14 protein-coding genes are annotated in these 11,600 nt (G+C 68.1%); 8 read left to right on the top strand and 6 right to left on the bottom strand.

The window, feature by feature from the left end; all coding sequences use genetic code 11:
- The 5 genes from GTP90_RS32830 to sctV all read left to right on the top strand — a co-directional run.
- The coding region (locus tag GTP90_RS32830; RefSeq protein ID WP_161087452.1) for a hypothetical protein at positions 1–574 on the top strand (574 nt) is incomplete at its 5' end.
- The gene (locus tag GTP90_RS32825; protein ID WP_161087451.1) at positions 562–897 is read left to right on the top strand and encodes a hypothetical protein; all 336 of its coding nucleotides are present in this window, start codon (positions 562–564) and stop codon (positions 895–897) included. The genes GTP90_RS32830 and GTP90_RS32825, both read left to right, overlap by 13 nt.
- Positions 894–1,331, top strand: a complete 438-nt coding sequence (locus GTP90_RS32820) for a hypothetical protein (protein ID WP_161087450.1) — start codon at positions 894–896, stop codon at positions 1,329–1,331. Before GTP90_RS32825 ends, GTP90_RS32820 begins: the two co-directional genes overlap by 4 nt.
- Positions 1,328–1,612, top strand: a complete 285-nt coding sequence (locus tag GTP90_RS32815) for a hypothetical protein (protein WP_161087449.1) — start codon at positions 1,328–1,330, stop codon at positions 1,610–1,612. The genes GTP90_RS32820 and GTP90_RS32815 overlap by 4 nt, the downstream gene beginning before the upstream one ends.
- 70 nt (positions 1,613–1,682) lie before the next feature.
- Positions 1,683–3,773, top strand: a complete 2,091-nt coding sequence (sctV, locus tag GTP90_RS32810; RefSeq protein WP_161087448.1) for a type III secretion system export apparatus subunit SctV — start codon at positions 1,683–1,685, stop codon at positions 3,771–3,773.
- A 117-nt stretch (positions 3,774–3,890) separates the two neighbouring features.
- On the opposite strand, the gene GTP90_RS36555 is transcribed toward sctV, so the two are convergent.
- The 6 genes from GTP90_RS36555 to GTP90_RS36550 form a co-directional block, all read right to left on the bottom strand.
- The gene (locus tag GTP90_RS36555; protein WP_175048331.1) at positions 3,891–5,243 is read right to left on the bottom strand and encodes a hypothetical protein; all 1,353 of its coding nucleotides are present in this window, start codon (positions 5,241–5,243) and stop codon (positions 3,891–3,893) included.
- 53 nt (positions 5,244–5,296) lie between these two features.
- Positions 5,297–5,923 (bottom strand): FliH/SctL family protein, encoded by a 627-nt coding sequence (locus GTP90_RS32800; protein WP_161087447.1) that lies wholly within the window; start codon positions 5,921–5,923, stop codon positions 5,297–5,299.
- A gap of 37 nt (positions 5,924–5,960) precedes the next feature.
- Positions 5,961–6,590, bottom strand: coding sequence for a hypothetical protein (locus tag GTP90_RS32795; RefSeq protein ID WP_161087446.1), 630 nt, complete (start codon positions 6,588–6,590; stop codon positions 5,961–5,963).
- The gene (gene sctJ, locus GTP90_RS32790; RefSeq protein ID WP_161087445.1) at positions 6,587–7,420 is read right to left on the bottom strand and encodes a type III secretion system inner membrane ring lipoprotein SctJ; all 834 of its coding nucleotides are present in this window, start codon (positions 7,418–7,420) and stop codon (positions 6,587–6,589) included. Before sctJ ends, GTP90_RS32795 begins: the two co-directional genes overlap by 4 nt.
- Before the next feature lie 2 nt (positions 7,421–7,422).
- Positions 7,423–7,854, bottom strand: coding sequence for an EscF/YscF/HrpA family type III secretion system needle major subunit (locus tag GTP90_RS32785; protein ID WP_254452157.1), 432 nt, complete (start codon positions 7,852–7,854; stop codon positions 7,423–7,425).
- 69 nt (positions 7,855–7,923) lie between these two features.
- A complete protein-coding gene (locus tag GTP90_RS36550) occupies positions 7,924–9,009 on the bottom strand; it encodes a hypothetical protein (protein ID WP_175048330.1) in 1,086 nt (361 codons plus the stop codon).
- A 201-nt stretch (positions 9,010–9,210) separates the two neighbouring features.
- Here GTP90_RS36550 and GTP90_RS32780 point away from each other — a divergent pair, with 201 nt between their 5' ends.
- From GTP90_RS32780 to sctC, 3 genes are all read left to right on the top strand, one after another.
- The gene (locus tag GTP90_RS32780) at positions 9,211–9,444 is read left to right on the top strand and encodes a hypothetical protein (protein ID WP_161087444.1); all 234 of its coding nucleotides are present in this window, start codon (positions 9,211–9,213) and stop codon (positions 9,442–9,444) included.
- 3 nt (positions 9,445–9,447) lie between these two features.
- Positions 9,448–9,873, top strand: coding sequence for a hypothetical protein (locus tag GTP90_RS32775; RefSeq protein ID WP_161087443.1), 426 nt, complete (start codon positions 9,448–9,450; stop codon positions 9,871–9,873).
- Positions 9,870–11,600: type III secretion system outer membrane ring subunit SctC (gene sctC / locus GTP90_RS32770; RefSeq protein ID WP_161087442.1), on the top strand; the 1,731-nt coding region annotated here is incomplete at its 3' end. The genes GTP90_RS32775 and sctC, both read left to right, overlap by 4 nt.

Genomic DNA, 11,600 nt, shown 5'->3' with positions numbered 1-11,600 from the left:
GGCGCCGCAAGCCCTGCTCGACATTCTGCTCAAGAACGCGGGCCAGGCCGGCGCCGCGCTGGGCCGGCCGCCGGCGCAGATGCGCGAGCAATTGCGCCGGCGCGGGCGCTCCGGTCCCCGTCTGTGGCTATCGCTGCAGGACGCCAGCTGCTTCCAGCTGGTCAATACCAGCTATGCGCTGGCCGGCGAGCTGCGCCGCGAGCTGTCGGAACGGGCCCAAACCACGCCGTTGATCGGGCAGGGCGCGCTGGCCAGGCAGTTGTTGCGTCTCGGCGAGCCCGAGGGCGGCCAGGCCGAGCCGCTGCTGCACCAGATGGTCGAGATGCAGCGCCTGTCGCCGTCGCAGCGCGCCGCCGCCTGTCGGGCGCTGCAAGGCGTCATCGCGCGCTGCCCGGACGGCATGTGGGAGGGCGAGGCGCTGCCGCAGCGTCACCGCCTGCTCGAGCAGCTGCGGCAGATGACCGTCGACCACCACGCCGCGCTGCCGGCACAGTCGACCACACCCGAGGACGCGCTGCAATCGCGGCTGCGTCTGGATCACCAACGCGCCAGGAGCACAGGATGGAACAATTAGCAGCCCGGCTGCTGCGGCAGGCCAGGGATGGCCAGCTCGTGGTGCGGCAGGCGCAGGAAGACGGCTTGCAGTTGCTGGTCTACCCGTTGCCGGACGGCGCGCTGGTGGCGCTCGGTTTCGACCGCGACCGCGCCCACCGCGTGTTGCCGGAGCGCGTGCTGCGCCGCCGCGCGGCGATGCCGGAGCGCTACAGCGGCTGGTTGCCGGCCATGCTGGCCGACGGCAGCTGGTACGTGGTGCGGCGCGTGCGCGACGATGGCGGCGGCGCCGCGATGCCGCCGGATGCGGCGCAATGGCAGGCGGCGCGGGAGCTGCTGGCATGAGCCGCGTCGCATTGCATGGCGTCGGCCGCGGCGAAGCGCTGGCCGGCGACGACTACGGTGAAATCGCCGGACCGCCGGCGCTGGACCGCAGCCAGCCGGTCAATCGCGGCGACCTCACCCCATGGGAGGAATCGGCCTCGTTGCCGGCATCCGCGCAGGCCGGCGGGGAAACGCTGGCGCCGCTGACGCGCTTTCTCGGCGCGGCGCTGACGGTGGCCAATCCAGCCTGGTCGCGCGATCCCTTGCCCGGCTTGCGCGCGCTGCAAAAGCGGCTGGTCGACTACTCGCTGACGCTAGGCGCCGGCGAACGCGAGGACAGCATGGCGGCGCTCATGGTGGTGGAGGACGCGGTGCGCCTGCGGTTGCGCCTGCAACAGATGGAACTGGCGCGCTATGCCGACGAAGCGGGCTTGTCGAGCGGAGCCGGCGCATGAAGCTACGACAACGTCACGCACCGATGCCGCTCGACCTGAGCGTGGCCATCGGCCTGCTCTGGGGCCACCTGAACACCGGCCAGTTCGAGCAAGCCTACCGTCTCGGCAGGGTCTGCCGGCGCATCTGGCCCGAGGAGGACAGGCTGGCGCTGTTGCAGGCCTACGCCCAGGTCGAACTGTTCGACGGCCCCGATGAGGACACCAAGGCCGTGCTGGCGCGCGCCGGCGGCTGTCCTGACTGGACGGCGGTGCTGGCGCGCCGCTGCGGCGCCGGCGTCTGACGCCGGACCCCGCCGGCACCCGCGGCCCCGCCGCATTCCCCATTCCGCTCACCCTCGCAAGGATCTCCACATGCTCCATACCGTCGTCATCTCCCTCAACGAACTGGCCGGCCGCATGGCTAAGCGGGCCGAACTGGCGGCCGCCGGCCTGGTGATCGCCATCGTCCTGATGCTGGTGCTGCCGATGCCGGCGATGCTGCTGGACGTGCTGATCGCCTTCAACCTGTGCGCCGCCGGGTTGATGGTGGTGGTGTCCATGTACATGGCCGGACCCACCGCGTTCTCCACCTTTCCGACCGTGCTGCTGCTGACCACCCTGTTCCGGCTGGCGCTGGAGGTGGCCACCACCCGCCTGATTCTGTTGGAGGGCAACGCCGGCCACATCGTCGAAACCTTCGGCAACTTCGTCGTCGGCGGCAACCTGGTGGTGGGCCTGGTGATTTTCCTGATCCTGACCGTGGTGCAGTTCATCGTCATCACCAAGGGTTCCGAACGGGTATCCGAAGTGTCGGCGCGCTTTTCGCTCGACGCGATGCCGGGCAAGCAGATGTCCATCGACAGCGACCTGCGGGCCGGCATGTTGAGCGCCGACGAAGCCAGGAAAAAGCGCGCGCTGCTGGGACAGGAAAGTCAGTTGCACGGGGCCATGGACGGCGCCATGAAATTCGTCAAGGGCGACGCCATCGCCGGCATCTTCATCGTCGTGGTCAATCTGGTGGGCGGCATTGCGATCGGCATCCTGCAGCGCAACCTGTCGGCCGCCGACGCGGTGCGCCAGTATTCGATCCTGACCATCGGCGACGCGCTGATCGCGCAGATCCCGGCGTTGCTGATCTCGCTGGCGGCCGGCATGATCACCACCCGTGTTCCGGGTGACGACAAGCCGGGCCAGGAAGCCAGCAATATCGGCCAGGACATCGCCGCGCAGCTGTTCGGTGAGCCGCGCGCCTTGCTGACCGCGGCCGCCATCATGCTGCTGTTCGGCCTCATTCCCGGCATGCCCGCCGTCGTCTTCGTGCTGTTGGCGCTGCTGCTGGCCGGGGCCGGCGGTGCCGGCATACTGAAGCCGCACGCGCTGGCGGCGCGCCAGCGCCAGACGGCCGAGGTCGAGCGCAAGAACGCCGGCATCGTGGACCTGACGACGTTCACCGCGACGCGCCCGTTCACCGTGCGCATGCCGGCCGACTTGCGCGGGACCCAGGCCGCCGACGCCGTCACCAGCGCGGTGCGCATCATGCGCAACAACGTGCTGGACCAGAAAGGCATCCCGGACCTGCAGCCCATCGATTTCGAGTACCAGGCCTCGGTTCCTGCCGGCCGCATCCATTTCCTGATGGCGGAAGTGCCGCTGATCGATGTCGAGATGCGCACCGGCTGGGCCGCGACCACCGAAGCGGTGGTGCGGCTCGAAGAGATGGGTTTCGCGCCGCAGGACGACGGCCTGGCCGGCACGCGCCGGCGCCGCGTGTGGGTGCCGCTGGGCGCCGAGGCGGAATTGCGCCAGGCTGGCGTGCGCTACATGAGCTGGGAACGGGTGTTCGCGGCCGACGTGGAAGTGGAGATGCTGCGCAACTGCCAGATGTTCATAGGCGTGCACGAGGTGCAGCGCTTCACCGCCTGGGCCGACCGCCGCTTCCCGGAACTGGGCAAGGAAATCGCCAAGACCGTGACCCTGCCGCGCCTGACCGAGGTGATCCAGCGGCTGGCGCGCGAGGGCATTTCGCTGCGCAACGCGCGCCTGCTGCTGGAAACCACGCTGGCATGGGCGCCCAAGGAGCGCGATCCTGACGTCATCGCCGATTATGTGCGCCTGGCGTTCAAGCGGCAGCTGTGCCACGAGGTGGCGCGCGACGGCCTGATCGAAGTGGTGCTGCTGGCGCCGGAGCTGGAAGAGCGGCTGCGCGCCGCCATGCGCCAGACCAACCAGGGCAGCTATCTGGAGCTCGAACCGGAGCTGGAACAAGCCATTCTCGACCGGCTGGGACAGCTGTCGGGCACCGGCGGCACGCCGGCCGCGCCGCCGGTGGTGGTGACGGCGGCCGATATTCGCCGCGCCGTGCGCAACCTGATCGAGGAGGAGTTCTTCTCTGTGCCGGTGTTTGCCTTTGCCGAATTGACCCAGCATAGCCGCGTGCAGCCGGTGGGCATGATCGAGGTGTAGAAGGACGGGCGGTTCAACGCAACGGAAACAGCGGCTCGATGGGCAAATGCCGTTCAGTTGAGCGGCCGGCGGGGACGCCGTGCAAGGTCTGCCCCCGGGGCCGCTCGGCTGGCGGCGTCAGATCGCGTTGGTGGCGATCTGGTTGGCGCGCTTGTTGATGTCGGCGATCATTTTCATCATCGACAGCATGTTCTCCACCAGCATAGCCATGCGCAGTTCCAGCTCCTTGGCCTTGAGCTTGGCAGCCGGACTGCTGAGCTCGCCTTGTTCGGCCAGTATGGCCTGTTCCGCTTCCAGCGCGTGCAGATCGTGCATCTGCTGTTGGATGGTGGTGCGGCGCGATGGCACCGGAGCGGCAACCGGCGACGGGGCGCCGTCAGGCTGCGGCGCCGGCGTTGGCGTGGCTGGTGCCGGCGGGGTTGGCGGTGCCGGCGGTGCGGGCGTCGGCGGTGTGGCGGCGGGGGGGGCGTCGTGCGGTCCATCCTCCAGCCGGCGCGCCTGTTCTTGAAGCTCATCGAGCTCGCGCAGCTGAGCCTGCATGGCGGGCGTTTGTGTCAGCCGCTTGTTCTGATGGTCGATGAGCTTTTGTATGGGATTGGGCAGCGAACTCAGGAAAGCCAACCCCCTGTCCAGCAAGGAGCGTCGCCCAGCCTGAGGGGGGCTTTGCAAGTCTTGCGCCAGCGTTTCCGCTTCCTCGGCCTGCGCCTGCGTCGGCAGCGCAGCGGGCGTGTTGTCCGGCGTCACCTCCGTGGGTGTCGGCGTGGCATGGCGCGACTGGTGCAGCCGCAGCGCTGCGCCAGAGATGGCCTGCTCGTTCCTGGCCTCGGTCGGCGAACTGCTGATGCCGCCTTGTCTGGCCGCCGCCGTCGCTGGCCGGGCGCTCTCGGGCTGCCCGACAGGGCTTGCCGGCGCAGACAGGGTGGGCGCATGGTCAATCTGTTGCGACTGGTTCGGTCGCGGTTGCGTCGTGACCGCGGTTGAGGGTATGGCGGGCTGGGACGTTCGATGCTGGGTCGTGTGTTCGCTTGCCTCTTGCGCCGGATCGGGGAGCGACGCCAGGAAGGCCGCCATCTCGTCCATCAGCGCCCGCTTCTCGACATCGGAGCCGGGCTCGGACTCCAGCAACAGCGAGAGTGCCCGCTCCTGCTGGGCGTCCGTCAACGGTCGATCTAACGCATCCAGTATTTGCGCTTCCAGGTCGCCGGTACGCAGGTCGGCAGCACCGTCCTGTGCCGGCGACGATCGCGCGTCGGAAGTTGATCCGGGCTGAGCAATAAATGCGTGGCGTAGCCGGCGTTGTGCGAGTTCGTCCCGCTGGCGCATCTGTCCCCTGGACGACGAGGGGGAACGCGGCGGCGCTGCCGGCTGCGCCTGCGACGCGCTTCCGGCGGTGTCGTGTGCGGCGGCGACCGGCCCGGTACCGTTGTCTGGCGCCGGCGGGCGAAGGAAGGAAAAAATTCTGTCGAACATGGTGTCTCCATGAAGGGGCGGTGGGACTACGCAAAGGCAGCTGTCGGGGGCTGTCAGGGGGGGGGTATGTCGCCGCGGCCGGTGTCGATTGCAGGCAAGGCCGCGTGTTCAAAGGCTGCCCTGAGGGCGGCCGCGCCGGCCGTGAAGTCGGCGCGCCATTCGCCACCGTCCGCTTCCAGACGGCAGGCGCCGCGCGCCAGCGTGGCGTCGGTTTTGCACTCCCACGCGGGATCGGGCGGCGCCAGGTCGCGGTCGTCGGGATGCAGGTACAGTACCGGCTGCCCCGGCGAGCGTGGGGTTTCTTGCAGCAGGCGGCGGCAACAGGCTTCCAGCCGTTCGCGCGGCGTGGTCTCTGCCAGCGCGCGGTCGAACAGGGCCAGCGCCAGGTCGATCACCATCGCCTGCGCGCCGTCGAGCAGGGTCGCGTGGCGTTGTTCGAGCAGCTGCAGCTGCGCCGCGGCGCGCGCCAGCGCCTGGTGTTCGGCGTCGCGCACGGCTGCGCGCGCCTCGTCGGCAGCGCGCAGCCGCAGTTGTTCCGCCTCGCGCCTGGCTTCGTCCAGGATCCGCGTGGCGGCGCTGCGCGCATCGAGGGTCAGCGCGAGGGCGTCCGAGCGCCACAGTCCGTGCTCGGTGCGTAGCAGGGTATCGGTGGTGATGCTGGCGACGCAAAAATCGTTCATGGGTGTGCCTTGGTCAGCGTGGATGGGTGGTGGCCGGTCAGCCTGGAACGCAGGTCTGCGACGCGCGCATGCTGCACAGCAGCCAGCAGCGGCGGACCCGGGCCGCCGTGGCGGCGCCCAGCGGCGCTGGCATGGCGGCCAGCAGTTGGCCGATACGCGCGGCATCGGCGGTGTCGAGGCCGAGGCGCAGGCGTGGCCACAGGCCGGGAAACGCGGCTTCCAGATGGCAGGCCAGTTCGCACTGTCCGCGCAGCGCCAGCGTATCGCCGGCCGCATAGTGTTCGCGGCCGTAGCAGGCCAGCGGCTGGGTGGCCGCTACGCGCAGGCACCAATCGCGGTCTTGCGCCGGCAAGGTGGCCAGCGCCGGCCCGTCCTGGGCACGCGCCGCCAGCAAGCCACCGAACAGACGCGCGGCCGGCGCCAATGCGGCCGGATCGGTGCCGGCCGCCGCTGCCCATTCCGGATCGAAGCTGGGCGGCAGTCCGGGCATCAGTTGCAGTTGCGCGCACCACAGGCGGTAGCCGTCGCGCATCGCCATGACGCCGTCCATGGCCGCGTGCGGCGGGCGTGCCGGGGCGATTTGCCAGGGGGCGAACCACCAGTCGACGAAGGCCGCGGGCAGTTGCGCGCCACCCTGCGCCGGCGCGGCGGGGCGGGCGTCCGTCATGCCGGTTCCTGCTCCGTGGTGTTGCCGGCGCTGAATGCGGGCGGTTTGCCGAAGTGACTCTTGATCCATGCGGCCAGGCCGGGATGGTAGCGGCACAACGCGAACAGCAGGCCGATCAGCATCAGCGCCATCAGCAATGCCAGCCCGAGCAGCGTCATGCTGAGTGCCATCGCCGAGCCGGCCTGCACGCGGAACGGCCCGACGTTGCTCCATTCGATGACCGGGACTGTGTAGACGCTGGCGGCCATGACCACCGACACCTTGGCGCGGCCGCTTTCGCCAGCCAGCCCCGGTATGCTGGACGCCACCAGTTGGCGGATGCGGGGGATCAGCGTGTCCTCATCCACGGTGTCATGGTATTTGATGAACACCGCCGCCGATGAGGGCTGGACAGGTTCGCCGGGCGCGATGCGCTCGGGCAGCACCACGTGCACGCGCGCCGAGATGACGTTGTCGAATTGCTGCAGCGTCGATTCAAGTTCGGCCGACAGGCCATGGATGTAACGCGCCCGTTCCTCCAGCGGGGTGGAAATCATGCTGTCCTTCTTGAATATCTGGCCCAGGTCGGACAGCGCCCGGCGCGGGAGGCCGGCGGCCTGCATGGCGGTGGTGGCGCGCGCGATGTCGTCGGCGTTGACGGTCAGCGTGACGCCATCCTTGGTGGCTACTTTCTGCGCCTCGATGCCGTAGCGTGTCAGCAGCGTGACGATTTCGTTGGCGTCGGCGTCATTCAGGCCGACCTGCAGGTTGGCGCGGTTGCCGCAGCCGGACAACAGCGCGCTCAAGGCCAGCGGCAGCAACACGTTCAGGACCAGGCGGAGGAGTTTCATGGCTATTGCAGCTTGGTCAGTTGATCGAGGGACGTGACGGCCTTGGCGGCTGCCTTGGAGACGAACTGCACGCGGGTCTGGTAGTCGCTCAATGCCAGCATGGCTTTCATCAGCTGCATCGAGTCGCCTGAGCGGGTGGCTTGTTCCAGCGTCTTGGATATGTACTGCTGATCCTTCCGCAGTTCGGAGGACAAATCCGTTGCGCGTTGCATCACACGTTCGCCCAGCGAAGCCGGTCCGCCGCGTTGACCGGCCACCGGGGCGGTGGCGTTGGCCGCGGGATGGCTGTCCTGGGCGACCTGCCGCGCCATGATTTCGCGGAATTCGGTGTCGCTGGCGGGGCCGAGGTGCAACACGTCCTTGCCCGCTGCGTGGCCTTCGGCGCCGGCGACCGGCGCGGCCAATTTGCTGCTGAGGATGTCTGGCATATGCATGGATGTACTTGCGATGGTTTGATAGAAGAGTGATGGCGCACCCGGCCAGCGCCGGGTGCGCCGGCCTGCTTACCAGTTCACCTTGTTTTGGGCGGTCTTCAACACGGCCTCATAGGCGTCTGGATTGATCGCCTTGCTGATGACGCGGCGATGGCCGTCGCTCGTCTCGTAGGCGACAACGCCGGCGTCTTCCATTTCCGGGGTCGTGTAAGCGCGGTACACATCCTTGGGCACGCTCTTGTCGCGGTACAGCGAGAAGCTGCCGTCGCCGTTGTCGCCCGCGCCCGGCTTGGGATTCTCCTTGCCGTCGCCCACGCGCTTGTCGCCGGTCGGACCCCATTTCTTCTTCTGTTCGTCGGTCAGCTTCCAATTGTCGGAATCGTTGGTCAGGTTCCAGGTGTTTATGTTTTTCATCGTTGCCTGGAAGCCGGACGGGTTGTCGTAGGCACTGACAAACTTGTCTCCCACCTGAATCACGGTGTTGTTGGTGCCCTCGACGAAGCCATAGGTCTTGCCCTGGAAGTCCTTCACTGGAATGCCCTCGGCGCTCGTGACCTTGTGTTTGTAGTCGCCCGACGTGTCGTCGTCGTCATAGCGATAGCTGGCGATATTCTCTTGATATTTCTTGTCGGAGAAGCGGCGTGTTTCCGGATCGGTCGGAATCGGCGGCGGGGTATAGACGTGGCTTTCAGGCTTGGGAGCTGGCGCTGGAGCAGGAGCGGGGGCGGGAGCTGGTGCAGGCGCAGGAGCGGGAGCGGGAGCAGGAGCTGGCGCTGGAGCGGGAGCAGGAGCAGGAGCTGGTGCTGGCGCAGGAGCCGGTGCTGGAGCTGGAGCTGGAGCTGGAGCCGGCGCCGGTGCCGGATTTGGCGTCGGCGTCAGTCCGCTCCACTTCAAAAACGCTTGGAGCAGGCCGGTTTTCTTGGTGTCGTCGGTTTCCGCGCCGTTGGTCGATTTTTGGCCGGCATCCTGCTCGGCCGCCAGCGCCTCCTGCTGGGCGCCGATCACATTGTCGCCGTGTTTGGTTTGGCTGCCGATGACATGCCCGTCCTGGATCAGCGTCTCGGTGGTCTCGTCACGTTCCTTGTCGTAGCTGATTTGCAGCTGCACTTCGTTATGTGCGCCGCCGGTCAGCGTCACCTGGTTACTAATGGCCATCGTCTTTTTCTCCTGAATGAGGTTGAGCGGGAGTGTGCGGAATGCAGCGGATAGGTGTCGTGGCCGCCGCGATGGTTCCGATTGCAGGACGGCGATCATTTTTTTCGTTTTTGGTGAACTAAATGTGAACCCGCTGCCACTCATCAGCAATACCGGGCTGTCACCGCTGCCGTTCATCATCCGTCACGAGGAAGAAATAGCATGTCTATCGTTAGCAATCCGACCACTCATGCGCTGCGGCGCCTGGAAAAGCACCTCGACACCAGCGACCGTCAGATGCGCGACTTCTTGGCCGCCGATGCCGCCGGCGAGCAGCCGGATCCGCAGGATTTCATGAAGATGCTGGAACAGCGCTCGGTCGGCCGGCGCGCCATGGAGGCGCAGTTCAAGCTGCATGAAAAACCGCTCAAGACCGTGCTCACCGAGGCCAAGTAAGACATGGACGAGTACGCTCAATTGGCCCGTTGGCTGCGGGCGCAGCCGCTGGGCGTCCCGGTCGCCATCGATGGCGAATCGGTCTGCCTGCACCCCGGCGAGGATGGCGCGGCGCTGTCGGCCTGCCTGTGGCGCAATCCCGACGCCGACCAGCTACTTGCGGCGCTGCGCCAGGGCTTCGCCAGCGCACAGGTGTTCGACGCTGGCCTCAGCCTGGCCGACGATGGCCGCGGGCTGCTGCTCGGCCGCTGGCTGCCTTCCTGCCGCAACTGGAGCGACGCGGCGTCGGCCCTGGAGCAGTTGCTCGACCAGTTGGCCACATGGCGCGCCGCCCTGGCACCGCCTCCCGAGCGGGCGCGCGCGGCTGCCGGCGCTCCGGCGCGCGAGGAACAGCGCATGCGCAAGCTGCTGTCGGGAGCGCGGTCATGAGCTGGCCACGGTTCGCCGCCGTTGCCCGGGGTTTGCTGCTGGCTGCCTGCCTGGCGCAGGCCATGCCGGCGCACGCCGTCGCGCCGCCCGGCTGGAACGAAACCGGCTTCGCCATCGACGCCAAGGGCATGCGGCTGGCCCGCGCGCTGGAGCAGTTTGGCGCCGCCTATGGCGTCGCGGTGGACAGCCGCGTCCCCGACACGGCGCTGCCCCTGACGCGCATCAAGGCGGCCACCGGCAGCGAATTCCTGGACCGGCTTGCCGTCAGCGCCAATTTCCGCTGGTTCGTCTACAACGAGACGGTGTATGTGGTGCCGCGCGGCGAACAGGTTTCAGTGCGTTTGCAGGTGGGCGAGGATGCGGTGCAGGACGCCAAGGCGGCGCTGGTCGGCGTCGGCCTGTTCGATGCGCGCTTCGGCTGGGGAGAGCTGCCCGACGAGGGCGTGGTCATCGTCAGCGGCCCGCGCGTGTACGTCGATCTGGTGCGCTCGCTGCTGATGCCGGATCGTCAGCAGCAGGAGGCGGCCGCCAGCGGCAGGCAGGTCATGGTGTTCCGCCTGAAGTACGCCAGCGCAGCCGACCGCACCATCACCACCCGCGGCCAGAAGGAATTGGTGCCGGGCATTAAGAGCATATTGAGCCGGCTGCTCGACAGCGACCAGGCGCAGAAGGACAGCGCGGCGCCGCCGGGCAGGGAATGCGATGTCGCCAGCAACAAACATTCGCGCCGTGGGCCGGCGGGCAAGGGCGGTGCGCGCGAGATCGGCGCGCAGGCCGACGAGACTGCCGACGACGCGCGCCGCCCCAAGCCGGCCGCGCGCGGCGAGCGCGTGCGCATCGACGCCGATCCATCGCTGAACGCCATCATCATCTACGACGACGTGGCCAAGCGCGCCACCTACCAGGCGCTGATCGCGGAACTGGACGTGGAACCGCGCCAGATCGAGATCGAGGCGCTGATCGTCGACATCGACCGCAGCAAGCTGAGCGAGCTGGGGGTGGAATGGAGCGTCAAGAGCGGCAACACCGTCGCCACGGTCAACAGCAGCGGCGGCGACGGGCATGGCCTGGACTTGCCGCTGCCCGGCGCCACGCTGCTGATCAATAACGCCGGCCGCTTCTATGCACGCCTGAAGGCGATGGAGGGAAGCGGCGACGCCCGCGTGCTGGCCAAGCCGACCGTGCTGACGCTGGATAATGTGGCTGCGGTGCTGGACTTGAGCCAGACCGCATACGTGCCGCTGGTGGGCGAGCGTGTGGCCGATCTGGCCGACATCACGGTCGGCACCATGTTGCGCGTGGTGCCGCGCATCGTGCAGGAAGGCGCGGCCATGCGGGTGCGGCTGGAGGTCGACATCGAGGATGGCGCGATGGACAAGAACACCACCAGGAACAGCGTGACGCGTTCGAGCATCAGCAGCCAGGCCATCGTCGATGCCCAGCAGACGCTGATGATAGGCGGCTATCATGCGGAATCGGTGTCGCGCCAGAACCAGAAGACGCCGCTGCTGGGCGACGTGCCGCTGCTCGGCAATCTGTTCCGCAGCACCAGCGAAACGCACAGCACGCGCGAGCGCCTGTTCTTGATCACGCCGCGCGTCATGACCAGCGCCGGCATGGCGGCGGCGGAGCAGTCCAGGGCCAACAAGGCGGCGCGCCGCATCGCTGCGGCGGAGCAGCGGCGGCTTGCGGATGCGAGCGCAACGGTCGCTGCGACCGCTGCCGCC

The organism is Duganella vulcania (genome assembly GCF_009857655.1).
GTDB lineage: Bacteria > Pseudomonadota > Gammaproteobacteria > Burkholderiales > Burkholderiaceae_D > Rugamonas > Rugamonas vulcania.
This window is presented reverse-complemented; position numbering and strand designations above follow the sequence as displayed.

Bases quoted from the DNA above. Each gene is read 5' to 3' on its own strand.
- GTP90_RS32825 (WP_161087451.1), top strand. From the start codon at position 562: ATGGAACAATTAGCAGCCCGGCTGCTGCGGCAGGCCAGGGATGGCCAG.
- GTP90_RS32820 (WP_161087450.1), top strand. From the start codon at position 894: ATGAGCCGCGTCGCATTGCATGGCGTCGGCCGCGGCGAAGCGCTGGCC.
- GTP90_RS32815 (WP_161087449.1), top strand. From the start codon at position 1,328: ATGAAGCTACGACAACGTCACGCACCGATGCCGCTCGACCTGAGCGTG.
- sctV (WP_161087448.1), top strand. From the start codon at position 1,683: ATGCTCCATACCGTCGTCATCTCCCTCAACGAACTGGCCGGCCGCATG.
- GTP90_RS36555 (WP_175048331.1), bottom strand. From the start codon at position 5,243: ATGTTCGACAGAATTTTTTCCTTCCTTCGCCCGCCGGCGCCAGACAAC.
- GTP90_RS32800 (WP_161087447.1), bottom strand. From the start codon at position 5,923: ATGAACGATTTTTGCGTCGCCAGCATCACCACCGATACCCTGCTACGC.
- GTP90_RS32795 (WP_161087446.1), bottom strand. From the start codon at position 6,590: ATGACGGACGCCCGCCCCGCCGCGCCGGCGCAGGGTGGCGCGCAACTG.
- sctJ (WP_161087445.1), bottom strand. From the start codon at position 7,420: ATGAAACTCCTCCGCCTGGTCCTGAACGTGTTGCTGCCGCTGGCCTTG.
- GTP90_RS32785 (WP_254452157.1), bottom strand. From the start codon at position 7,854: ATGCATATGCCAGACATCCTCAGCAGCAAATTGGCCGCGCCGGTCGCC.
- GTP90_RS36550 (WP_175048330.1), bottom strand. From the start codon at position 9,009: ATGGCCATTAGTAACCAGGTGACGCTGACCGGCGGCGCACATAACGAA.
- GTP90_RS32780 (WP_161087444.1), top strand. From the start codon at position 9,211: ATGTCTATCGTTAGCAATCCGACCACTCATGCGCTGCGGCGCCTGGAA.
- GTP90_RS32775 (WP_161087443.1), top strand. From the start codon at position 9,448: ATGGACGAGTACGCTCAATTGGCCCGTTGGCTGCGGGCGCAGCCGCTG.